The sequence below is a fragment of the Kitasatospora sp. NPDC127035 genome, assembly GCF_042726075.1.
GTDB lineage: Bacteria > Actinomycetota > Actinomycetes > Streptomycetales > Streptomycetaceae > Kitasatospora.
The window spans coordinates 478-26623 of record NZ_JBHXDN010000052.1; the positions used below are offsets into that span (position 1 = coordinate 478).

At 70.6% G+C, this 26146-nt stretch carries 1 protein-coding gene (cut by a window edge); it reads right to left on the reverse strand.

Annotation, left to right across the window (positions count from 1 at the left end; genetic code table 11):
• On the reverse strand, positions 1-26146 hold the 3' portion of the coding sequence (locus tag ACFWIC_RS28915; protein ID WP_380520371.1) for a DUF6349 family protein. The gene runs 7772 nt beyond the window's last position; only the last 26146 of its 33918 coding nucleotides appear in the window; its start codon lies off the right edge, out of view — the gene reads right to left on this strand; it ends in the stop codon at positions 1-3.

Sequence of the window (26146 nt, forward strand, 5' to 3'; positions counted from 1 at the left end):
TTAGGCCGTCGGTCCTCCGCGCCCGGAGGGACGCTGCTGTGGACGTGTCTGCTGAACCTGCCGCGCTCCGGCTTTAGCCGGCCGCTTGCTGCCGGGTTGGCCGTTCTGGCCGCGCCTGGCAGCCTGCTCTGTGGACGCGACACCCTGGAGGACTCCCTCCACCAACTGCTGCATGACCGCAGTGTCCTGCTGTGAGGCTGACGCAGTTGCCGCGGCGGCCCTGAGCGCATCCAGTACGCGGGGCGCAGCAGCCCTGTTCTGAGTGTTGCGGGTGGTCGGCGCGAGCGGCCTGGCGTCCAACCTCTCCAGAAGGGCTCCGACACTCTTGCCTTCGGGGGTGTCCGGCCCCACACGGCGCAGCTGTTCGGTGGCGAAGGCGCGAAGTGTGGACCGGATCTGCTCTGGGGTGAGGTCGGCGAGGGGTATGGGGTCGGCAGGGGGTTCTTGGGTGGGGGCGGCGGGTCGTGCGGTGGTGATGAGGTGGTCGAGGTTGGCGATCTGGTTGGGCCCGATGAGAGTGGGGCGAAGAGCCGCTCCTGGCTGGCCGGCCGGGAGCGGACCCACGACACCTGTGCGTTCGAGGGTCTGGAGGGTGTGCTCGGCTGCGCTGTAACTGAGGTTGAGCCGGTCTCGGAGCAGGAGGGGTGAGGCGGGTGCGCCCTCGGCGATGATGCGGGCGGCGCGCCGGAGGCGCTCGGGTGGAATCGGCTCCTGGTCGAAGAGTGCCTGGCGGCGGCCGGTGATCTCCAGACGTAGGCCTTGTGCGACGTCGCTGAAGAGGCGGGCGGTCTCGGGGTTGCTCGGTGCGAGTTGGGCGGCCCGGGCCTCGAGGTGCCTGGCGAGGTCTGCGCGGGCGGTGATGGGCTCGGGGTTGGGTCGGGCGCCTGCGACCAGGTCGGAGGGCTCCCGGAGGCCCGCGTGTGGGGGAAGGGGGAGCTGGCTCTCCCCGGCAGGGTTAGGTGTACCGCTGGCTTGGGCGTGATCGCGGGCGAGGTTGTCCTCGCTGTGCGCGTTGAGGATCCAGCGCTCCTGAAGGCCGAATCGCCGGTGGGGGGCAAGGTCTGGCTGTTGGAGTTCGTCGAGGATCACACGCCGCTCGGTACGCAGTGTTTGGGAGGCCCGGGAGCGGCTCAGGAAGGAGGTGTCGTCGTAGTAGCCCTCGGGCCGGACGTGGTCGGGCGACAGGGTCCCGCGCAGATGCTCGCGATGCTCTTCGAGACGGTGGCGGGCGCCGCGGGCGAGTACGTCGATGCGGGTGGGGGGCTTGCTATTGCTCGTGCGGCGGTCGGTGAAGTTGGCGAGGAGGGCGCTGATCTTCTCGACGGCGCGCAGCCAGAGGGTCTTGAAGAGTCCGACGGAGCGGAGGTCGGTTGCGAACCTGTCGCCGCTATCAACGGCGGCCTGGAGAGCGTCGGACATGCGGTTCCAGAGGGACATGATTCCGTCCCACGCGAGGTTTCCGGCTTGGCCGAGCAGGCGGTCTGCGTCCGTGAGCCAGGTGCCGATGCCGTGGGTGGCGTTCTGTCGCCAGGTGAGTCCGTGGTTGTCAGTGGGGTTGGCGGCGGGTTCTGCTGGCGGTTGTGCTGGCGCGGCCTGGGTGTGGGGTGGTGTGTCGGAGGTTTCCTGGCTTCGTTGGGCGCGCGTCTCCTTGGCGAAGTCCTGCAAGGCGCTTTCAATGGCGATCTGCCGTTGGCTGACGTGGGGGGAGGGGCTGTGTCCCAGGACCCGGGCACGTAGTGCGTCGGCGGCGCGGTAGAGGTTGCGCAGGGCGGTCCAGGCCGGGGATCCGCCGTAGCCGCGGGCCGTGAGCTCGTGGGCGAGGCTGAACGCGGCGGTGGAGATGCCCTGGGCACCGAGTGCGGTGACCGCCCGGGCCAGCTGTTCGAGACGTACGTCCCCCGGCATGGTCTGCAGGTGCGCGCTGATCGTCGTCCAGGTATCCAGGGCGGCGGCCTGGATGGCCTGGATCTGCAGCCACTGAGGCATGGTCAGGTACCAGGCGGCGTCACGCTCGACTGTGCCGATGGCCTCGGCCAGGGTTGCGGGGCTCTCCGGGGCAGCGGTGCTCTGGGTGGCGGCGGCCGCGTCCTCTGGGGTGAACATCTGCTCGACGTGGGTGCGGAGCGCGGCGACCTCCCGTCGCAGGCTCTGGACCCGTTCGGTGGCGCTCTGAGTATCGCCTGCCGATTCGGCTATCGCGGTGGCGGCGGCGTCGGTGAGCTGGTCGATCGGCGTTGCGTGGCTGGTGGGCCCGCTTGGCTCGGCGGTGTGGCCGGCTGTCGGCTTCGCTTGGGTGCCGGTGGCGGGGGCTCGGGGCGGCGGCTGTGGGGCGGGTCCGGTCGCTTGGGTGTCGGGTTTCTGGACGTGCGCGACGGTGCGAAGCCCGGCGCCCGGCACGAGCGGGCCGACGATGCCGGCCCGCTCGAGGAGGTCCAGGAGCTTCTCGGCCGCCGTGTAGTGAAGTCCTAGCTGGTCCGTGAGCACGAGTGGGGAAGCGGAGCCTGCGTGGTTCCTGATGAGCCGGGTTGCCGTGTCGAGCAGCCCGTCCGGCGTCGTGGGGTACTGGGGGGCGTTTGGCCGGTCGGACGGGCGGCCGGTGACTTCCAGGCGGAGTTGCTGGGCGGTGTCGCGGAAAGCGGCCGCGACGTCGGGGCGGGCGTTGGTTTCCTGGGCTGCTCGTGTGGTGAGGTGCCTGACGAGTACGAGTCGGGCGCGGACGGGCTCTTGGCCGGCCGGGGCACCTGCCACGAGCTGGGCCGGATCGGGGGCGGTGAAGTCGCGGTCGATCAACACGCGGCGCTGTGTGCCGGGGAAGACTCCGTCAAGGGGTTCTCCGTAGACGGCGCGGTACTCGTTGTCCTCGGCTTGGGCATTGAGGATCCAACGTTCCTGCAGTGCAAGTCGCTGGTCGGCCGTCAGGTCGGTGCGGTTGAGCTCGTGGACGTTCAGCTCGCGGGCTGCGGCGAACGTCGGACCGTCGGGGCTTCCCATGAGGTGGCCGTTCGTTTCACCGGGTCGGCCGCCCCGGCCCGGGATCATGGGAGTTGTCATGCTCGGTTCCTCCTTCGGCGTGGGATCTGGCCGCTCCAGTTGCTGTGCGGGCTGCTGGGAGTCGGCCTGGCGAAGGACTTGCCGGAGGCGACCGACTTCCTCGTAGCGCGGGTGGTCGCCGGCGGCGGCCACCAGATGCCGTACGGCCTGGTCGCCCTCACTTCGGGCGAACATCGCGGCGGCTTCAAGGACCTGCTCCTCAAGTCCGGGCACGTGGTCGGGCCCTGGTGCGAGCCGGAAGGCCAGGTCGCGTACCAGGTTGAGGAACTGGCGGCTTTCGAGGGGGGCGACGCTGGTGGGGAGTGCGGGGGGCAGGTGCTCGGCCCAGTACTCCAGCCACGCATCCGATCCGACCTGTGCAGGGACGCGGGGTTGTGTCGCTGCGGCAGTTGTCGGTTCGGCGTCGGGTTCGGTGTGGGAACCGTCCTGGTGTGGGGTGGTTTGCCTTTCGGGCCGGGACGCTGAAGTGGCTTCGGGCGTGGTCATGGTCGGCCTCTGCTGGATGCCGGCGGAGTCCGCAGTGGTTGCGGCCTGAGTGGCGCGCAGTTCGCGCATGAGGTCGTCGCGCAGGGCTTCGTCGGCGAAGTGGGAAAGTTCGCGTTCGAGGTCCTGTGCCAGCGTCTCCAGGTCCAGCCCGAGAACGGCGAGGCGCGGAAACTGATACGGGATCTGCTGGGGATCGCGGGTTCCGAGGATCAGTTCGACGGCCCTATCGGAGGCCTGCCAGGAGTTGGTGGGGTGGTTGAGCAGGCCCGCGACCTCCGCGTCCAGGACGGCGTCGAGGGCCGGCTGGAGGTTGTTGGACATGAGGGCTCGTAGCGCGTCGGCGCCTTGTGTCTGGAAGATTCGGCCCGGATCGTTCTTGGGCACGGCCGGATCACCTGCGGGGAGCCGGATCGCGTACACGCGTCCCCGCCAGCCCTTGAGCAGCTCCCAGGCTGCCCGCAGTGCCTTGTCCCCGGCCTCGTCGGGGTCAAAGACCAAAACGATGTCGCGTTGGCTGTCGACTGCGGCAAGGGCCCGTACCTGCTGCTCGGTGAGGGCGGTTCCGCACGGGCTGGCGGGGATCGGAGCATGGTCGTTGTCTCGGTGCAGGGCCTCACCGATGGCGACGAGGTCGAAGGCGCCTTCGGCGATGACGAAGGGCCCGCGTCCGGCGAAGGCATGGCGGTGGTGGCCCGGGCCGAGCAGGGCCTTGCCCTTGGTGTAGAGCGTGGTGTTGCGGGTGTTCATCCACTTACGAGCCGACTCGGATTCGCGCAGTGCGCGCCCGGTGAACGCGATCACCCGGCCGTTCATGTCGAGGATGGGGAAGGTGATCCGGTTGCGCAGGGCATCGAAGAGTCGGCCGTCCTTCTCCGCGCTGACGCCGGTGGCCAGGAGTTCGGCGTCGGTGAAGCCTTGGGCGCGCAGGGTGTCGGTGAGGTGCGCGGAGCCTGGCGCGAAGCCGATGCCCCAGTGGGTGGAGATGACGCCGTCGGCGGGCACAGCGCGCTCGGCGAGGTAGCGGCGGGCGGGTTCCGCGCGGACGCTCGGGCGTAGAGCGGCGACGAGCGCCGCTTGGGCGGCCTCCAGCACCTGGTGGTGCCGGTCCATGCTGGGCGGGCCGGGCGGCGCGGGCACTGCGGGTGTCGGCGGGGTCGACGGGCTGGTCGTGCGGGAGCTGGGTTCGGCCTCGGGGGTGGTGCTCAGTGCGGCGAGAAGGTCCATCGGGTCGGTGGATCGGAGGCGGTCTGCGGTCCAGGTCGCGGCTTCGGGGCCGGGCGGGTGGCCCAGGGCCGCGGTGGCTGTCGGAACCTGGGGGGTTCCGGTGACCGCAATGAACAGGGTCTGCCCGTCGATGACCGGCCCGGGAGCGGCTTCCCGAAGGTGGCGGACCATGGTCGGATCGATGTCCCAGATGTCTTGGAATTCTTCGAGCTTGGCGAGCAGCGCGGCCTGCACCGTCGCCGCGCTGTTCTCGGTTGCGGCCGGCGCTTCAGCTTCCGGCTCCTGGTTGCTGAGGGGTTCAGGAGTGTCGAGCGGGCTGTCGAGGACCTGCGAGGCGGTGGCGCCGTCATTCGGTGATGAGCCTGTGGCTGGCTCCGTTTCAGGAGTCCGCGCCGGGCTCGTCTGCGGTGGGGTCGCTCCCTCGATCGTGTCCGGTTCCAGTTCAGGGGATGTCCCGGGTGCCCCTTCGGTCTCGGGGGGCGCGGTCGGTGCAGGCTGCGTATCCCCGACGCTGGTGTCTGCTGCTGGCGGTTCATCCGCATCGGTGGTCGCGGGAAGGTCAGGGCCTGTCGGTATGGAAGGTTCGACCGTGGCCGTGGCGCTTGCGTCGGGTTGCGTGGCGGGCCCGGGGAGGTCGGGTAGGGCTTGGGCGGCCGGCTGTTCGGCTTGCTCGGGGCCGGCTTGCCGGGGGGCGGTGGTGCGGACGATGGGGGTGTTGCGGGCGACGGTGTGGTCCGTGGCGGTGCCGTCGAGGTCGAGTTCAAGGCGAACTGCTCCGAGGGCGTCTGTGCTGGTGTCGACGACGAGCGCGGTGCGGCGGGTGGGGTGGCCGGCGATGGTGATCGCGATCCAGTCGCCTGGCCTGAGCTCGTCGGCCCAGGCGTGTCCGTCCGGGGCGGCGGCGCGGGTGGGGTTGTCCTCGTAGGTGGTCCACTCGCGGACGAAGCGGGAGCCGTGGCGCTGGTGGTCCCGGTCCAGCCCCGCACGGGTGGCCAGGAGGAGGTGCGTCAGGGTCGAGGGGTGGGCTCCGATGTCTGCGAGGTGCCGAGCGAGAGCTTCCTCGAACTGCGGGTCCGCGAAGTCGAGCGGCGGGTTGGCCCCGGCCAGTGGTGGAGTGTGGAGGAGGATCGCGACCCGGTTGGCGAACTGCAGGGCTTCGCCCTTGGACTCGAACCGCCGCAGGGTCGGGGGCAGGGGCGTGAGGGCTCCGCCGGAGGGGATCAGGTTCCAGCCCCCTTCCGCCTGGTAGGCACCGAACAGACCGTCCACGACGGGGTCGAGCGCCTTCGCCTGGTGGGCCAGGCGCAACGTATCGTGCCGCTGCTGGTTGTCTGTCTGGTCGGCAATCGAGGCCAGGATGGCGCGCGCCTCCTCCTCGTTGCCCGGCCGGGTTCGGCCCGGTGTGGGTGGGAATGTGAGGACGCCACGGCCAGCCTTCTCACGGATGATCGCGACCTGGACGGCCTCGCCGGTGACGACCTGGTAGCGGCCCGTGCCGCCGGTAGGAGGGAGGGCTTCCGGCTCGGCGCCGTGCACACGGACCGGGCCGCCGGAGTCGATCCAGCCGTTGGGAAGGACGCGTTGGGCGGCCCTCGTCCAAGCCTCGATGTCGCGGAGCCGACGTTGGGGAGTGACGGCGTCGTTCCAGAACGGGGGTGCGAAGACAGGGGTCGTGCGCCAGCCCGGGTGGGTGTGATCGAGCGAGTCCGCGACAGCGCTCGCCTCGTCGGGGCGAACCTGCCCCCGGTGGTCGCAGCACAGGCAGGCGCTGCGGTGCTCGTGGCCGCAGGTCTGGAGGGTCGGCCAGTGGCTGGTGGTGGTGTCGAGGTTCGCGGGAGGGGTGCTGGGGTGCCGGTCGGAGATCTCCCAGATCAGGGCTTCCTGTGTGGGTGTGGTTGCTGGGGCCTCAAGTGTCGCCGGGGCGGTGGTGGGCACGACGTGACGCTGGTCGCTGGGTGCGGGTTGCGGGGTTTCGCTTGACGGACTCCCGAGCGTCGGTCCGGCGGGCGGCGCCGGGCTCGCGGCCTGCTCGACAGGGGTGGGTACGGCACTGTCGGGTGTGGCTGTCGGCCCTGACACGGCGGGGGCGGGTTCCCGGTCCGGTGTCGCGGGCGGTTGCACGTCGGGGGTGGCGGGCGCGGTCACTGGCGACGCCGGCACTGGCGATGGGGCGGTCTGGGCCGGTGCCGGAGGCGAAGTGAGCCGGAGTGCGGTGGGGTCGCGGCGCGCACGCAGCCGGGCCGCGGTCCGGGCGAATTCGCCGTCTTCGTCCAGGGCGGGCGTCATGGCGAGCGTGTGGGCGACGGTTTCGGCCATGCTGCGGCCTTCGCCGTCCCGGAATTGCCTGATGAGCTCCTCGACCTCAGGGACGTCCCAGGCGAACGGTGTGCCGTCCGCGTTGGTGATGGACTCCAGCGCGCCGGCAATCATCTCCGCGTGGGTGCGGGTGCTGATGGTGCCGAGGTTGCTGAGCTTCTCCAGGAAGTACGGGCGGCTGATCTCCCACTCGATGGCGTTGCCGCGCTTTGCCCGCCCGGACACGGGTCGGCCGCCGGCTCGCATGATAACCAAGCGCCCGCCCGGGGAGAGGGAGAAGTGCTCGTCACTGGCCAGGCGGTTGCGTTCTTCATAGCGCATCCGGGCCAGTCGCTGGTCCTTGGCATCAGGGCGGGAGAGGCGCTGGTAGTGCTCCCGCAGGTCGTGGATGTCCTCGAAGAACGGCTCGTCGCCGCCCTCGTCCTGCGGCGGCGGGGCCGCAGCCGCGCCGATCGGGGCCGGGACGGCCGCTCCCCAGGTGCGTAGGTAGGTGGCGAGGCCCCGCAGATCCTGTGCCGCGCGGCCGGGGCCGACGGGTTGTTCGGCGGTTCCCAGCGCGAGGTCCGCGATGGTGTGGCCCCATACACCGGACGCGGCCCGGTTGAGGACATCGACAGGATCGCTGTCATCGCCGACTGCACGGGGGTCCTCGGGCGCCTGGTCCACGTGCAGGGCGACTACGGAGCCGGCGTCGACGGTACGTGGCCGCCCTGTGAAGAGGTCGGTGCTCTGCCAAGGGCCGGGGCCGGCCTCCGTCAGGCGCGCGACGCTGTAGGTGCCGTCGCCGTTCTGGACGCGGACCTCCTGGCCGTCGGCGAGTTCCCCAGGAACCGCGACATACGCCCAGCCCTCGGGGACCTCTACGTCGCGGCCGGTGGCACACGCCCTGGCACGGCCGAGCAGTGCCGTGAGCTCGACTTCTGGCGTCGCGTCCAGGCGCTCAGTGAGGTGCTCTGTGAGGGCATGCAGGTCTCGGGCGGCCCGGCGGACGGAGGCGTTGGCGTGCCCTGTGTCCTTTCGTGCACGGCTGCGAACGGTGTGCTGGTCGTCGCGCACGGCGCCGCGCAGAGTGGCGAGCGCGGTCTGCCGGGTCCTCTCGTCCGGGTGGCCGGCGAGTATGCGGGCTGCCGCGACCACTGCCTGCGGGGACTGCTTGCTGGCCTTCGCACCGGTGATGGGAAGACCGGGGGCGAACACCGAAGGGTCGTTCTCCAAGATGACCTTGGCGGCCCCTTCCGACGCCACCTCGTGCTTGCGGATGACTGCCTCGAGCAGATCCCACGCATGCCGCATCCGCTGGTGGGTGCGGAGAAGGACGAGCGGGTCCGAGAACGGGCCGGTCTCGTCAAGGTTCGGTTCCGCCGCTCGTTCCGGCGCGGCGAGGGGTTTCGGCGGGAGCGGGGTGGTGTCGGTGGCGGTGGTGATGAGGTTGGCGCGGCGTACGGCGTACACGGAGGCGACGTTGTGGAACCCGCCGTCGGTGGTGCGCAGGGTGTTGGGGTTGGCGTCGGCGACGCGCAGCCAGTCATTGTCGCCGATCAGGACTTCGTCGTCTGCCTGCAGAGGTCGTGCGGCCCACGTCGCGACTCGGCGGTTGAACGGCAGGGCGGCGAGGGCGGCTCGCAGACGGCTCCGTTCGGAGGGGGCCAGGTCTGCGGTGCTGGGCGGGGTCGGGTCCTGAGATTGAGGCTGGGCGTGGGTCGGGGGGGCGGGGTTGTTCGGCTGGGTGGGGGGAACGGAGGATGCTGTGGTGGGTGAGGGCTTGACAGCGGCGATGTCAGAGGCCGCGAAGGTGAGCTCGCGTCCGTGGCGGGTTCTCCCGGTGTAGCGGTCTCCCGCCGGGTTCTCGGTGACGGATTCGACGGTCACCGAGCTGTAGGCGGTGACAGCCTCCCGAGTCCTGCTCGGGGCGTGCCTGTGCACGGTGGTCGGCGCGTCGGGCCGGGCGTAGGGGCCGTCGAGGTCGACGACGCGGGCCTGGTCGCCGACGGCCAGCTGCGGGGCGACGCGGTCGCCGGTGATTGCGGTCCATCCGGCGGGTGCGGCCTGCCGGACTGTGGCGCGCTCGTGCGCGTCGGCGGCCAGCTCGACGCGGGATCCGCGCAGTTCGGTCCACAGCACTCCGTTGAAGGTGCTGTGCTTGGCCACGATTCCGCTGACGATGACCTCGTCACCCGGGGCGATGGCTCCGCCCTGAGGGTTCCACAGCACCAGGTGCAGGCCTGCGGGTGTGCGAAGTCGGACACGGAGCAGCGGTCCGTTGGCCCCCTTGAGGAGGTCGGAGCTGGTGACTTGGGCTGCGCGGGGGGTGAGAGTCTGTCCGGGTTGGCCGATGGCTTGGCGGGCACCGTCGGGGGTTGGACGTGCCTGGTCCACGGTGCCCCCTTCTGAGGGTTGGGTTGTCACTGTGGCGGAACCTGGCTGGGCCGGGCTGGGCAGGGGTGTGGCTTCCACGGCCTCAGCCTGCGCGGTGGGGATGGCGGCCGCCGGGTCGGCTTCGGTGGCTTCGGTCTGTGCAGGGGGCCGGTTGGCATCGTGGTGAGGGGTGGCCCAGGGGTCGACCTCGTTTGGGCGCGGGAGGGTGACGAGGGTGGTTTCCGTCTCGTGGGCTTGGCGTTGCAGCCATGTCGCGAGACCGTCGAGGACCTTCTTGCGACGCCGGCTGTCGGCTGTGTCGTTGCCCATGGTGTCGGCCGCCGTGCGGGCGACCTCAGCGTAGGTGCGCATCTGTGTGGCGCTGAAGAAGTACTTGCGGAAGGTGCCGGGCCGGAATGCGACGGAGGCGATGGGGTTGTCGGCGTCCGCGGGGAGACTGAGAAGGCTGATCTCGCGCACGCGTGCGGCGGTCAGTTCCAGCTCGATTGTGACATCGCCGGCGAGCGTGGGCTGCCTGTCCTTGCCGAGGTTCCGGTAGTGGTCGTAGGCGGCGGCCTCCGCCGCCCGGAACTGCGGGATGCCGGCGGTGTCCGGCATGGCGTCGTGCCACTGCATGAAGTAGGGGTTGCCACCTCGGGCGTCCTGTCCCCACCACATGGTCCGGCCGGAGGCGTGGGTGCGCGCGCGGATCCAGCCGATGACGGTGCCGTCCGCGTCGGTGACCCAGCCGTGGCCGGCAGCTTCGTCGAGCTGCGAGAGACGGGCGCCGCCCTCCTCGACGTCGATGCCCTCGGCGGTGGCGGCTCGGGCGAGGGCGGCAGGCCAGTGCTCCCTGGAGCGTTGGGGCGCCGGGCTTCCCTCGGGCCGCCACAGTTCGGCCACCGGGCGAGGCGTGAGCGGGCCGCCGTCCTGGGCGCGGACCAGGGCGGTGCCCTCGGCGTCGACCCCGATGAACGTGCCGACCAAGCCCTGGTGTCCGTGGACTGTTTCGCCGAACTCGAAGGGGCTGGGAGCGGGGTTGTCCAGGGTCGTATCGGGTTCCTCGGCTCCGGATCCCGCCTCCGACGCGGGTGAGGCTCCGTCAGGAGCCGCAGGCACCATTCGGTCTTGCTGCTCCGCAGCCTCCGTCTGGGAGATCAGGGTTTCCTGGGGCAGATCAGGATCGTCAGGTTCCTCGTGCGCAGGCTCGCCCTGCTGGGAGTTTGGACGAGCGGGGCGTCGAGCAGCGGCGGCGAAGATCGCCGTCCACTGGGGTGAGCTGGTCACGATGGTGCCATCCGACTCCACCAGGACCAGCGGATCGCCGTCCTCGATGACGTCGCGCGCCACGGTGAACTTGGCGTTGTCAGCGCGGGTGATGGTCCAGTAGCCATCACCGGTGTCGACAATCGCCATGCCCTCCGGTGGAACAGGGGCGTCACTGTTGAAATCCAAGCCCAGGTCCAGGCCCAGCTGCCCGCGGAGGGCGCCATCGGACGTTTCTTCCGACTCGGCGGCGCTGGGTTCGTCGCCTTCGACATCGGCGGGAACAGGAGGGCGGGCCGCCTTGGATTCCTGCGCCGCCTCCGGGGCAGGTGTCGTGCGCGGTGCGTCGGCGGCGACGAAGGGTTGGGTGCCGTTGGGGTCCACCGCGGGCGGCTCTGCGGCTGACGGGGTCGGGTCGGCGCTCAGCCCGAAGTCGCGGGCTCCTGTGCTGAGCCCGGCACGGCCAGTGGTGTCCTTGTTGGCCCCTTCGGCGGCGGGTCGGCAGGTCCCGAGGCTGGCTGTGTCAGCGGGAACGCGCTCGCTGAACGCCTGCCCCCGTCGGTCACCGTGGATGGTCAGGGATCCGTCGGGGGCCCGTTCCACCGTGTGCAGCGTGAACGGCTCACCCCAACGATCCGGGGCGACGGTGACCTCTCCTCGGGGGGTGATCTGCGTCAACGGGAGCCGGGCGGGTTCGCCCGTTGCGACCTGCGACCAGCCTACGGAGGTCCAACCGTCGGGTGTCAGCTCCTGGCGTCGATGGTGGAGCTCGTGGCAACCCACGACTGCGTCCGGAACAGTCCCGAAGATCATGTCCATCGCGGAGACGCCGTCGACGCCCATGGCCTGGTAGTCGTTGCCGGCGGGGATGACACAGCCGATGAGCACACCGTCGTCGTTGGTGACCCGTACCAGGTGGGCGGGAGCCTGACTTGGGTTGGCCAGCCAGGTTCGTACTCGGGCCCGCTCCTGCTCGCGGCGTGAGTTAAGGCTGTAGTGGTGCTCGGCGCGCTCGACCAACTGCGTACGACGGCCTTCGATCTGGCGCTCGTGGGAGGGTTCGGCCGCGGGCAGGGTGAGACTACTGGCAAGCTCTGCGTTCACCTCGGCGGACGTCATCTTGGCGGTGTCCAGCGAGCCCGGCCGGGCGTGACCGGTCGCGGGGGCCGGGGAGTCGGCGGAGGTGATTTTCCCCGCCCGGCGACGGGCCAGCACCCGTCCCAGTCGGACCGGCTCGGAGTCGCCGGCGTCGAGGGAGGCTGCCTCTACGGCGTGGACGGTCTTCCACCAGCCTCGGGCAAGGAGAACCTCGTCGCCTGGCTCGAAGTCGAGGGGTGACCAGCGACGAGCACGGTCGTCTGCTGTGGCGGATTCGAGGCGCCGGCGCTCGTCCGAGCCGAGCTGTTCGAGTGCGGCACTGTGGCGGCCCCCGGGCTGCAGTGCGGCTGCCCGGTCGGTCTCGCTGAGGTAGACGGGAATCTCGCGGCCGAGATCTGCGAGGCGCTCGACCAGCCAGGTGACCCGCTCGTCGCGCTTGACCCGCTGCTTCCACTTCGATGGGAGTCCCCACGACTGCAGGGTTCCCTCGTCGGCCAGGCGCTTGAAGGACCCGACTCCCCTGCGGACCCCTTCGAACTCCTTGTCCTTGGGATCGGCGCCGTGCACCTGCGTGATGTTGTCGGTGTGCTCGATCCACAGCTGCTGCTCGACCTGGACGGCGGCGCGGAACAGCACCACGGCAGGCGGGGTGACGCTCTGCTCGAGGGCTGCCGCACCTGCGGGTGACGGTGCGTGCTGGCGCGGCGCAGAGGTGAGTGGGGCGCGCTTGGTGGTGGCGTTGATGATCTCCCAGGTGCCTGCCGTGCGGTAACCGGCCCGGTTGACGAACGCGTCGGCCCGGTCGGTGGGCACGGTGGCGATGTCGGCGGCAGGCGCGGGTGTCGCCTGGCGGAACCTGCTTCCACCCAAGGGAACTAGGCCCGCCCCGTCCTCCTGACGGATCCTGTACTCGCTGCGTCCCGTACTGGGGTCGAGCGAGATGTAGACCCAGCTCCCCGGGATCGGCTCATGGTCGACGGGGCCAGTCCGACGGAACTCAACGGCGGTGCCCCTGCGGGGAGTGGCGTGGCGGCGCAGGACGTGCAGCATCTCCTCTTCGCTGTCCGCCACGAGGCCGGCACCGTCAACCGCGACCATGTGCAGGATCTGGTCGGTGCCGATGTCGTAGGTCCGGCCGCCGGTGGTGAAGAGCAATCGGGGGCCGGGGAGCCATTGGTGTTGCTCGTTGCCCTGAACCGGTACGTCGGGCCAACGGCTGGTATCGGCCGGCAGCTGGAACAGCTCGGCGGCGTGGCGAACGGCCTCCGGCACCAGGCTGTCGACGTCGACGGCGCTGGCGATGGGGGTCGTGTCTCCGAGAGAGAGCTTCCACTGGCCGGACCCGTGGGCGTCGCGGTGGAACTGTGCGGAGAAGCGCAGTCCGTCCACCGTGATGGCGGCAGCGTCCTGGTGGTGGTGCTGGATCCGTACCAAGGGGGGAAGCGGCGGGGCATCGTGCGTGCGGCCCCCGATGTCGGCAGACAGGTCCTCCCTACGGGCTTCGCCGCTTGATACGGTGCCTGCGCCAGTGTCAGCGGGTGCGGACCCCGTGGGCTGCTCGGGCTCCTCCGCCGCGGGCGCGGTCGGCGGTGTGCGAAGGCTGAAGTCGATCTGCTCCTGGCCGGGTACCTGGCCTGCGGCCTGACGATCTTGGCGCTTGGCTGACCTGCTGCCGGCTCGGTACGGGACTGGCGTCCCTGATGGAATGGCCACGATGCTCGCCGCACTGAAGACGAACGGGAAGCCGGGGTCGATGCTCTGGTAGTGCTCGCCTCCGGTGAGGGGGCCGATCCGCGTGGAGAGAACCGAGGCGCCGTGGCGCACCCTGACGATCTCCCCGCCTTGGAGGTCGAGGTCGCTGCCGACAACCGGCTGCCAGTTTCCGTCCGGGATCTGGGCGGCCTCCTGGTCCGCGGGTACGTCGGTGTCGCCGGCCAGGATCCGCGCCCGGAGTGCCGCCAGCTCCTGGTGCTTCCGGACGCGGAGCTCACCCAGGAGGCGTGATGCCAGTTCCTCCTCGTCGGGGCCTGCGTCTACCACGTACTCGGCGAGGGGGTGGACGCCGTCGGAGTGCTGGCCGGCCGTCGAGCTCGGAAGGTCGGTTTCGGGATGCCAGGTGTAGAGGCGCAGGTTCGGCGACTCCTGGCGCTCGGGTCCGGTGCCGACCACGAGACAGGCCGGGCCGAACAGCTTGTTCCCGGCGAACTGGGGGCGGACTTCGCGAGCGATCTGACCTGGCTGCAGTTCGTTGGCGCGCAGGACCCGGCTGGTGGCCGGAAGCTCAGCGGCCCAGTGGGGCTCGGGCATCGGCGCCAGCGCCGGGGTGCGACGGATCCGCCCCTGAGGAGCGAGGTGATCATGTCCCTGCGGGTCGCGGACCCACCAGGCACGTGCGTGCTCACCCTTGGTGATGTGGCCATAGGGGATGTGGACGCCATCGCTGGTGAACGCCTCAACCGTGTCGCCCGGGGCCCAGCCCTCGACGGACGGAAAGGGCCGGAGGAACCGCGGGAGGCGCCCGGCGGTGGTGTCCGCCATGGCCTGCACGGTGTGCTCGGCGAAGCCCTCGGCGAGATCTACGGCAGCTGCCCGGGCCTTCTGGAACGCGGGCTGCATCATCTTCGCCGCAGCCCGGTTAACCAGTGTGCTTGTCTGGGCCTTGGGTACTGCGGTGTGCGGGGCGGCTCGGAGGGAATGGCCGCTGTTGCCGTTCATCGCACTGAGGGACAGACGGAGTAGCCCGCCTGGCTCCATGAAGTCGCCGACGACAACACGGGGCGCCTCGAACACGATCCCAGGCACACGGTCGTTGAGCTCAAGGACAACATCGCCGATGGAGAGCTCTGAGGCCTTCACCAGTCCGTAGCCTTCGGGTACCTCGTCCGCCCACGCGGGAGGTTGGAGCGGCCGGTCGTCGTGGTACCAGGCGTTTCGGACAGGGACTCGGCTCTCCGCCCCGTCGTCCCCGGTGATGACGCATAGTGGCCACTGCAGTTCCCGGAAGGTGCCCCTACTCAGGACCCCGTGCGGGGAGATGAAGAGAGCAGGGTCTCCTTCCTGCCACTCTCGGTAGGGCGCGGTGCCTGGCTCGGGGTCGTTCTCGGCGAGCGGATCCGGGGCCTGCGGGGTGTCACGCTGGACCCCTTGCAGGGCGGTCTGCTGTGGGGCAGGTTCCGGCCGGGGCGCGGGTGGACGCGCCGGCGACGGGCTGGCGGGAGCAAGCTCGAGTCCGGGGAGGGTGCCCTCGGTGACCGGGGCTGTCCAGGTGTCCGGTTCCGGTACCGCCACGACCGTGGTGATCGAGAAGCGGCTATGGGGTCCGACAGCCTCGTACCAGCCCGCGTAGTCGGGACCGTCGTGGACGGTGACGTTCTCGTACCGGATGGTCTTGGCGTCGCCGCGGCGGATGCGGATCATGTCCCCGGCGTGCAGCCGACCAGGTGCCTGATCCACCGCCCGCCAGCCCTCAGGGGACCGCTCGGTGGGACTCGCCTGTGCAAGCGGGGTCACCGATTGGTCGGGAGCCCCCACGCCGTCGGCGAGCTGCGTTTCGGTGAGGACGTGGACCCGGGTTCCGAACGGCACGAAGGGGATGTCGAGGCGCTCGGGGTCCTCAATCCGCAACCGGTGGCCGTGAACGGTCCCCTCGATCGCGCTAACGGACTCTGCCCGGTACCCGTTGACCCTTCCTTGCACCCACGTCGTCGCGCCGCCGATGAGGTGAGGCGCGCGAACGAGGTCGCCGATCACCACTTGGTGGGCGAGGAGTTGCTTCGGCTGACCGTCAGCCGATTCGGTGCCGTGGAGATTCGCCGTAGTGGGCACCTCGTTGAGCGGATCGGGATCCGCCACTGGCGGCAGCGGGCCGAAGGCTGCATCGAGGAACTGCGCTTCGGCACGCAAGCCCTGGGATACCGCCGTCAGCGCGGAGTTGAGGTCTGTGCCGGCATCGGCCGCCTCCGCCGCCTTGTGCGCAGCTTCCGCCAGTGTGTGCAGGAGGGGGCTGGGGACAGGCAGCCCTCCGTGGGAGAGCGGTTGGCCCGCAAGGGCGTTGCGCGTCCACGCGGTGGCCGCTTCGGCAAGCCCGGGGTCATCGGCGGAACGCCAGGCGACGGCCAGGGGCGCAAGGTGCCGCAGTTGCTCGGCGGTCAGGATGGGGGCGGCACGGCCTGTTACGGGGTCGGTGAGCGGCCTGGTGGTGTGCCACGCGGTCCACACGGCGGCGCCAACCGGGTCGGTCCACCGGTCGGGGGCGGGGTTCCCGTCGCGGGCGTCCTGGGCCCACCACTGGCGCACGCCGCGGTGGGTGCGGGCACGGACCCAGCCCTGGGTGCGGCCTTCGGCATCGACGATGTTGCCGGTCCCGCTGGCGAGGTCCAGGTCTACCAGGCGGTGCCCTTGGTCGTCGAGCAGCAGTCCGCTGGGGCTGGCCGCGGCAGCAAGCCGCAGGGTTCGGCGTTCGGCGGGATCCATGGCGCCGGGGAGGTCCTCACCGGGCAGGACCAAGACCTCGAGCGGCGCGAGCGCGGTGATCTGCTGGTCGGGGCTGAGGTAGATGTCCGGGCCGATGTTGGGGTCGATGACCTGGCGCAGGTTCCTGCTGAGGCCGCTGCGGGTGACCTGGTGGATCCGGCCGTCGTTGCTGCCGCAGAGGAACCAGGAACCCTTGACGAGGTCGGCCGGTGTGCTGCGAAGCGGCACCCAGGGCTCGCTGACGCTGGCCAGGCCAGGGCCGGGGCGCTGCGCGGCGAGGGCGAGCGTGGCGCGGATCGCGATCCGGCGGTGCTTCTCGCTGAACAGGCCTTTCCCGTAGCGCAGCGACGGGGCTGCGTCGTCGGCCGCCGGATTGCCGTGCTGCTCCTGCCAGCTGGCCCTGTTGCGCTCGATCGCCTCGCGGAGGCGCTTGTCCGTCTTGAGCTTGCGCTTGACGGCCGTGACGTCCGGGCCGGCTTCGACGACGGCGACGTGTGATGACCGGCCCCACTCGCCCGAGTAGCCGCCGATCTGCTGCACCTCCGACAGGCGCACCGATCGGCCGTAGTTGGCTTCCACCAGCTCGGCATCACACCATTGGCCGTCGCTGTGCCGGCGGATGACCGTGCCGGGTTCCACGTCGTCGCGAGCGACCCAGCGGGACTTGTCGGGAAGCGGGATCGGCGGTGCGCCTTGGATGCGGGCGGTCAGCTCTACATCGCGGCGCAGGTGATCGGCGAAGGCCGCTGCGTCGTCGCTGAGGTGCGCCCGCGCGTATGCCAGGTAGGCCTTGTCGAGTGCCGCGTCCAGCACTGCCATCAGGGCGTGAGGGGTGCTGTCCTCCTGCCCCGGCTCCTGGCCGGCCGTACGGCGAAGGTAGTCCACGACGGCGTCCGGATCGGCGCCGTCCTTCGTGGCGGCGGCCCGTGCGGCGGCAAGGCGGTCCACGAGGGCTTGGCGCAGCAAGGTGTGATGGCGTGTCTCGCCTGCGGTGTCCGCGGGCGATGGGGTGCCGAAGAGGGCCTCCCGCAGTTCCTGGGGGTCGAAGTCGGCCTCGTTGATCCGGGTGAGGTAGTCGACCAGGGCGAGTTCGCCGATCCGTTCGATGTCGCTGCGCAGGGCTGTGGCCTGCTGGCCCCATGTCCAGGGGGCCTTGACCTGGCCGAGGTACTCCCCTCGAGAGTGATGGCGGTTGGCATCGAACTGGGCCAGGGGTTCGAGCCGCTCGGCGATCTGCAGCATCCGCAGGTACTCGGTGGTGTCGGAGCGGTCGCCTCCGGCCGCGAGCACGCGCTGGGCCGCGACGTTCGGGACCTCGCCGCCGTCGGTGGGGTTCCAGTGCGAGGACACGACGCCGCGGGCCGAGGCGAGTTCTCCCGGGACCGGCGGCACGTCGTTGAGGCGCTCGGGCGCGGGGAACGGGCTCCTGCCCGGAAGTTCCCGCGTTGTGGGGGCTGGCCTGACAGGTCCGGTCCCGGGCACAAGGCCGGGGAGAGCATCAGCGGGAGCAGCCTCCGGGATGGGGACTGGCTCGGGCCCGGTGACCTGGGTCACACTGGTGGAACGGCGCAGCCGCGGGCGGACCTCCTCGCCATGGGCGATTTGGTCGAGGACTGCGTCCACGGCCCGGTTCACTAATCCCTGGAGTTCGGGATCGCCGCTCAGGTCGATGTCCCTGAACCGCTCGTCCAGGTTCATCAGCTGGGCGCCGATGTCCTGGGGCAGGCGGCGGTAGGCCCGGTCGGCGAGCTGTGCCCAGGTGAAGTGGCTCTCGCGCACCTGCGCGGGGGTCATGACGCGCACGCGCAGGCCCTTGGCGTCCTGGGTGTAGTGGCGGCGCAGCACTGGGGTTCGCATCGGGCGGTAGGACTTGCGGTCCCGCGCGATCTTGGTGTGCGCGGCGACCCAGGGGTGGGTGTCCTCGCTGGCGATGGCACGGGCTAGTTCTGCCAGCCGGTCGGGTTCGATCATGACCTTGAGACCCGTGTACAGCTCGTCGTCGGTGACCGGGCCTGAGGGTTGAGCGTCTTCCCAGCTGCGGTCCTCCTCCTCTGCGGCTGTCTGGGGGGTGGGGGTGTCTTCGTCGGGTTCCGGATCGGTCGGGTCGTCGCGGTCCTGTCCGGGCGCAGCCTGCTCGCTCGGGGAGGTCTGGGGCTGGGTTTCGGGCTGTTGGCCGGTGGTTTCGGGCGGTGCCGTGGCGCCGGCTCGGGCTGCGGGTGCCGTCGGTGCGATGGCGGGCCCGGCCGTGGCACGGGCGGCTTGCAGGGCGGCTTCGTAGGCCAGTGGGGTGGCGTGGGCGAGCACGTCCTCACGGGCCCCGTCTCGCTCGATGTATGCCCAGAGCTGGTGCTCTGTGGCGTCCTCCATGGCGTGGTCGACGGCCCGAGCGAGGTGATCCGCGAACTCGCTCTGGCTGCCTGCTGCTGCGTGGCGTGCGAGGGCGGGGTCCGGCACGACATGGTCGATGATCCAGGTGATCAGCTCGTCGGCGGAGGGGGCGAGCGTGTCGTTCACTGCTTGTGCGACGGCGGTGGCCAGTACTGCGCGGATCCGCTCATCGCCCCACGCATCTGCGAAGGAGCCGAGAGGAAGGGATGTGGCGAGCCAGGTGGCCACCTCGTCGGCCTCCACCAAGTGCTGCTCCCGGCTTGTCGGCCGGACCAGCGCGGGAACCACGGCGGTCACGGGCAGAGCCGTCGCGCCATCGCCGATGCCGCCGAGGGGCCGGGTGGCCGGTCCGGCTCCGCCGGGAGTGAGGGTGACGGACATCTGTCCGGGCGGGGTGGCGAGGAGGGTGAGGGTGATCTGGGGTCCGTGGGCAGGGGGCTGCTCGCCTGCGAGCTGCGGGGTCGCCGCGGCGATCTCCTCCGGCCGCAGGCCTGCCTGTGCTGGCAGCTTCTGGTCGGTGGCGGGAAGGTCCGGCTCGGTGGGTTCCTGCGCTGCGGTGATGCCGCTGGTGGCAGAGGGCTGGCGGGGCATCGCGCCGTCCACGCGCAGGACGTAGTCGAGTGAGCCCAGCTCGAGCCGCTGTTTGGCGCGGGTGACGGTGACGTAGGCCAGACGCAGGTCCTCGGCGCCCGGTAGGACGAGTTCGCCGGTCTCGGTGTCCTCCTTGGGCTGGGGGAAGTCGGGGCCGATTCGGACCTGGTCCCACTCGCGGCCTTTGGCTTTGTGGGCGGTGGAGACGGTCAGTTGCGGGCGCTGGGCTGGGTCCTTGGCGTCTTCCGGAACCAGCTGCTGGACCATGTTGATGATGTCGTCGGGGCTGTAGTTGTCGAGGAGGCGGACGAAGGTCTGCAGTGCCTTGGCGTCCTCGTTGGACTCGGCGTACTGGCGGACCTCCTCCCAGTCTTCGAACGCGCTCAGCTCGGCGTGCTTGGTCCGGCGGCCGGCCTTGAGGTCCTTCGCTGCCAGGGCGATCTGCTTGATGTCGGTGCCGCCGCCCACCATCGCGACGCGCTTGCCCGCGTCCAGGCCCTCGAAGACGGCGCCGACCGCGCCGATGTTGGTCTTCGTCAGGATGGCGTCGGGCTCGTCCACCAGGCCGATCGTCGTGTCCAGGGCCGGATTCCCCTGGAGCTGCAGGTCTGCGCCCAGGAGATTGAGGTAGCCGTTGCCGACGGCCGCGACCTGCGGGCCGAAGCGCCAGCTCTGGGTAAGCGGGAGCACGGTGTCGGCGGGCCAGTCCTTGAGGGCGTCGATCGCGCCGCGGAAGGAGTAGATCGACTGCTGGCTGTCCCCGACGACGATCGTCTGCGTCGGCTGGTCCTGGATGACGCGTTTCAGGACGGGGTTAATATCCTGCGCCTCATCGAAAAGGATCATGCTGTAGGGCAGGCGGGGCCGCCTCAGCGCCCAGATCTTGATGTAGTCGTCGCTCTTGAAGACGATCTTGTCACTGTCGGGATCCGTGATGTCCGCCCACGCCCGGCGGGCGGCATCGAGCAGACCTGGCGCGGCGGGGGTGCGGCCCCACGCCCCGAGGTGCTGCCGCCCGAGTTCGTCGTCCGCGCTCTCGCGGTAGAGGCGGACCGCCTGCATGGCGATGCTCGCGATGTCCTCCGGATCAACCTCTCCCCCCTCGAACATCAGCGGCCGGGTGATGCCCAGGGCCGCGGCGACGTCCTTGTCCCGGCGCGCTCCGGGATGGGTGCGGGCGATGACGACCTTGCGCTCTATCGGCTCACCCTTGAGCGCAGCGCGGGCGAAGGCGTGGCTGGTGTCCGAGGTGACGTTGCGCGGCATCTTGCGCTTCGCCTCGTCGGCGATGGACCGGTTGAAAGCGATGTAGGCGATGCGCTTGTCGGGCAGGCGGCGGGTAACCATCAGCAGCGTCGACGTCTTGCCGGTGCCCGCCAGCGCCTGGACCGCGACGTCCTGGCCGGCAAGGCACGCATCGATGATCTTCTGCTGCTGCGGGGTCGGCGGGTAGTCATTGCTCACCTGCTCTACCGCGGCCGCCGCCGAAGCGGCCGTCTCGCGTTCGTCCATGTCCGCCAGGTAGTCGCGGATCTTGTCGAGGATGCGCGGCAGTCCACTGCGGTCACGGCGACCGTACGTCCAGCGGCTCTCGCTCTTCTTGAAGCCGAAGCCGCTGTCCCTCAGCAACTGCCGGAGGTCATCCTCCAACTCGAAGAAGCCCGACTGTCCGGTCCCGGTGATATGGGTCGCCCGCCCAGCCGTGATGATCTGAATGCGGTTGCTCCACACGTCCGGGTCCGGGTCCTGCTCCGGTCCGGCTGCCTCATCGACTTCGGTGGTGGGCCGCACGGAGGCGGTCACCGCTCTGTCAGGGCCTTCCTGCCCAGCTTCATCCGCTACGGCGGGCACGGCCTGTACCGGCGACTCGTGGTTGGCGCCCGGGCCGCCGTTGGCGTGCTCTGCGTAGCCAGCGGCTTCAGCCGGCCCCGACCCCTCGGTGGTCTGCTCGGCACGCACCACCTCGCCTTCTGGCTGAGGGAGAACGAGAGCAGCCGCTGGGGTCGCTGCCGCGTGCAACGCAGCGGCACCGCCTGCCTGACGGTGGAACGGAGGTCCTTCCAACGGGATACCGTCGCTGAGCCGGGCCGACCACTCGCCTTCTCGCACCCCGTGGGTTCCCTCGGCGATCGGACGCGCTGCGACATCCTCGTCGGCCGTCGGCTCCGGCGGGGGTGCGGGAAGGACATCAAAGTCAGTATCTGCGCTGGCCGGTGGCTGGGGCAGAGGCGCGAGCAGTTCAGCCTCGTTGACGGCCGGAGGCGCAGACGCGGCGGGTGGGAGGTCCGGCATGGTGCGGGGGTCACGCACGCGACCGGCCCAGGTGGCTGCGCCGGTTGCCAGCTCGGTGTAGGCGGTCTGCAGGTCGGCGTCGTCGGTGGTTTCCCCGGCGGCGGCGACGGCAGTCGCCGCGATGGCCACCGCGTCCAGGCGCTCGGACAGTTGCTGGCTGCCGAGTGGCCGCTCCAGGGCCGCCTTGACGGCGGTGGCTGCGGTGGTCACCAGGGTGGTCATGCGGGTGGTGATGATGTGGCTGGCTCGCGGTCCCTGCCGTCCGCGAAGGTAGGCGCGGGCAGCGCGGCGCGCGAGCTGGTCGGCCGTGTAGGTCACCTCGCCTTCGGCCGGCCGCATGGCTCCGTGGCGGCGCAGCGGTCCCGGGACCGTCTCGGTGACCGCGAGCGCGCCCCGGGTGCCCTCGATGGAGATCTCGCCCGTGTCGTTGCGGGTGACCGAGGCCAGGGTCAGCGGCTCGGACCAGAGGATCGCGCGGTCGGCATCTTCGGATGGGGGACGGACCGGCAGGCGTAGCACCGTGCCTGGCTCGAGGTCGTCGAAGGCGGCGGGCCTCCAGCCGGCCGGGGCGAGGTCGGCCGCGCGGTCGGCGCGGTCGTAGGCCGCGTTCCGTGCTCCCTGGCGGGTCTTGTGCTCGCTGCGGGGGTGGCCGTCGCGGTCGAGGGACAGGAAGACCTTGCCGTCCTTGGCGGTGGCGCCGAGCGGCGCCGCGTCTTCGTCCAGCACGAGGTTCTTACGGCCCGCAGGTGTGCGCTGGTGATCGGAGCGTTCGGCGCGCAGCCGCTCCCTCTCGCGCCGGATGGTGTGGCGGCGCTCCAGGCTGGCGGTCAGCATGGCCTTGCGCGCGGCCACGTAGGTGGCGTGGCCGGGGTCCGCCAGTGGCAGGTCGAGCTGCGCGAGCTCGTCGTGGATCTGCTCGTCCGTGAGCTCGGTGACGGCGCCCGTCAGGGGCCGGGCGGTTCCCGTGTCAGCGCTGGGCGCGTCGGCGATGGTGAGGATCTGGCCTGCGCGGCGTACCGCCCACAGATTCGCATAGTCCTGCGGCTCGTTACCGAAGGTGCGGATGTCGTCGCTGTTCACGGCGGTGACGCGGCGCCACCAGGGGATCGAGCCGGTGAGGATCTCGTCGCCGACCTGGAGGTCGATGGGTGACCACCGGGCTTTGCGCTGCGCCATGTCGGTGTCGTGCAGGGCTTGGCGTTGGTCGGGCCACAGTTCGGGAGCGGTGGTGTCTGCGGGGCCCGGGGGTGTCTCCGGGTTCTGGCGGACGGCGATGGTCCGGCCGCGCTCCAGCATCATCGTCACGAACCGGCTGGTCTTGTACAGGCTGGTGGAGCGGCTGGTGGTGCGGGTCTGGACATATAGGTCACGGGTGGGCGCCCACGTGAACTGGGTGGCCTCTCGTGCGGCCTGGGCCTCGTCGTCGCCGGTCTTGGGGAGTCCGTGGAGTTCGGCGGTGGGGCCCGTGTGGTCGATCCACAAGGTCTCGGCGTGGCGGGGCTGGTCGAAGTCGACCTCGGTGGACATCGTCCGGTGGCGCTGGGCGAGCTTGGCGGCGGTGCCACTGGGCGTGCGGTCGCCGCGTACGCTGCCGGCGCCGGTCACGGAGCCCATCCAGATTATGCCCGTGCTGTCGGGTGCGTGGGCCTGGCCGATGGCGGTCGCGCCGTACCCGATGGTGATGGAGGGACGGTGAATGCTGGGGTAGTCCGCGTAGGGGTCCGCGGGCGGTTTGGGGTCCTGGCGCCACCAGTACCCGGGATGGCCGGAAACGGCGGTGGCGCCGTCAGGAACCGCGGGGGTCGCTGCTTCGGCAGCAGGCTTTGCGGCGGGCTGCGGATCGTCGTCGGTCTGTTGCGCGGCGTCGCTGTCTTCCGGGTTCGTGCTGGGGAGTTCGTTCGCCGGTTCGAAGGCCGCCTTGGGGGTGGGCGGAGCGGCGGTCGCGGCGGTGCTGGTTCCAAGGCCGTCCGCGGCCGGTTGCGGGGCGGCCGATGGCGTCGGCACCGGCTGGGTGGCGGTGATCGTCGCCATGGTGTGGTGGAAGGAGTGGCGCATGGCCAGGCGGAACGACCGCAGGTCTTCGGGGTCTGCCAGGGGGACGGCGAGGGGGCCGTCGCCGATTTGCTCCGTGAGCCAGGTGTCGAGACGGCCGGGCAGGTCGAGGTCATCGGCAGCGGTGCGGAAGTGCTGGAGCGCGTCGCGCAGAAGTGCTCGGGCCTCGCTATCGAATCCGGCGATGGCGGCGGGTAGGGCGTCGGGGAGGAGGGTGCTGACCACTGAGCCGGCGGGGCCGGAGGAGATCACGTCCCCGTCGGGGGTGCGGACGGCCTCGGCTTGGGGCGTGCTGTTGACGAGCTCCGCGAGCTCGTGTCCGGGCCGGTCGTGCACCGTACCGATGGAGCTGGAGTAGGTGTACCACCGGTCCGGCTGGAATGCCTGCTCCTGCGCGCTGCTGCCAGTGGTGGGGGGTGTGTTCTGTTCCTGGAGGTGGCCGACGGCCGCCTCGGCGGCTTCGGTGTAGTCGGCGTGGGTGCCGTCGACCCGCTTGCCGTCGACCTCGACGCGCCATCCCCGCTGCATGTAGGGGCTGTGGATCAGGCGTGCGACCGGTGTGTGCTCGGGTAGGTGGAGTACGTCGCGGACGGAGTGCGCGTCCCCGGTGTAGGGGGCGGTGACGTAGCCGGGCCGCCCGGCCACGGGCTCCGCGGTGTTCAGGAAGATGGCGCCGGCCCGTGCCAGGGACATCTCCTCGCCATCCACCCGGTAGGAGATGGTGGCGTTGCCAGGGTTGCGGACGGTCTCGACCACGACTCCAGCCAAACGCAGGGCGGTGGCCATGCTGACACGGGTGAGGACGTCAACTCCGGGCTGCTGGGCGGCACTCGTCGCCTCGACCGCCTCCGCGGGCTGTCCTTCACTGTCGTTGGGGGCCGAAGCCGGTGGCTGGGTGCTTGGCGGTGCGTCTGTCATGGCGTGCACTCGGTCGGCGGCACGGTCTAGGGCGCGCTGGTCCTCTTGTCTCTGCTTGCCCTCCTGCGCCTGACGGAGCGTGAGAGAGAGCCTGACGATGTAGCGCTCAGTTTCGCCGAGGAGTTGCTGGGCCAGCACGGCAGCCTCGCCGCTTGTCGGCGGGAGCTGTTGGGCGAGCAACGTGGTCGAGCTGTGGGCGCGGCGATAGGCGTCCAGGGCGGAGGAGAGGTCCGGTCCGTCGGCGACGTGCTGCTCCGACTGCTCCCATGCGTCCTGGAATTCGGTGAGGGCGTCGTCGCGTTCCGCCAGGGCTCCGGTGAGGCCGGGGAGAGCATCGGTGAGCTGCTGGCGGTGGCGAGCCAGGTTGGCGGCGGCCTGCGGCAGGGTCTCGCTGTTGTATGGGCCTGCAACGAGCGGGTCAGCCGCGGTGGCGCCGGTGCTCAACACAGGGAGCGGCAGGAGCGGTTCGGCCGCCAAGGGGTCGACTCGCTCATGGTCCACTTCCGGTGTGGACTCGGCGAATGCCGATTCCCAGGCACCTTCCTGGGTGGCAGTCGCAGTGATACGGGAGGCCAGGAGGGTGGCGTACTGGGTGAGGGTTCGCAGGTGGGGCAGCGCGACCGGCGCGCGGACCTTCTCTCGTTCGAGGTTGCGGGTCAGCTGGATGGCTGCGGTGGCGAGGTGCCGGCACCGCGCGACAACGTCCTCGGCCGGGTGAACGAAGGGATCGAGACTGCTGCCGACCGGCCCTTGGCGCAGCTCTTCGACAGCCTTCCACACGGCCCCGCCGTCCGGCCTGGCGCCGAGACCGGTGGTGAGGAGCTTTCGGCCGGCCGGGGTTTCCTTCGCCTGCCACAGCCCGGCGAACATCTGCGCGAAGTCGTCGGAGGCTTCCTTCTTGGAGGTGTAGGGCTGGCCGTCGGGAATGGTGATGTCGCTGTCCCGGGGCAGCTCGGGCGGGTCGGTGATCTTTCGGACGGTGCGCTTGAGGTTCTGGAGGGCGAAGGTGACCTTGACGACGCGGTTGTCCCGGTTCTGGTAGCCCATGTTGGGCGGCAGCGCCCAGGAGCCGGGTGTGGTGGTGGGCTTGAAGCCTTCGCGTTCCAATGCGGTACGGACCGAGACGTCGGTGTCACTGTCACTGACACCCCGGACCGTGCTCGTGAGGTAGTGGTGCTCAAGTTCGATCGCGGCCGCGGCGGGGGGCTGCGTGTCCTGCGTCTGTGGCCCGGATTCGGGGTTGACGGGAGCGGGCAGCGGGGCGCTGGCCAGGTCGGTGAGCGTGGACAGGATCTCGGCCGCCGCTGTGGGGTCCGGACGGGAGGCTCGAGTACTGGCCGCGTACCCGTGAGCCGAGCGGATCAGGTTCGTGAGGACTTTACGGTCGTCGCGGTCGCGGTAGGCAGTCTCCGGCAGGCTCAGCGCGAGCGCGTAGGAGGTGTGGGCGAGGTTCGTGCTCTGGCGGACCAGGTCGTCGAGAGTGCCGTCGGCAATGGTCGGTCGGAGTGCTTGGTGGGCCGCCTCCCGCATGGCCTCCTGGGCCCTGGCGGCGGTCGGTCCGCCGGCGGCAGGATCGTTGGTGCCGCTGGCGAGGCGCTTGGCGGTCGCGGTGCTCACCCACGCGTCGAGCATCGTC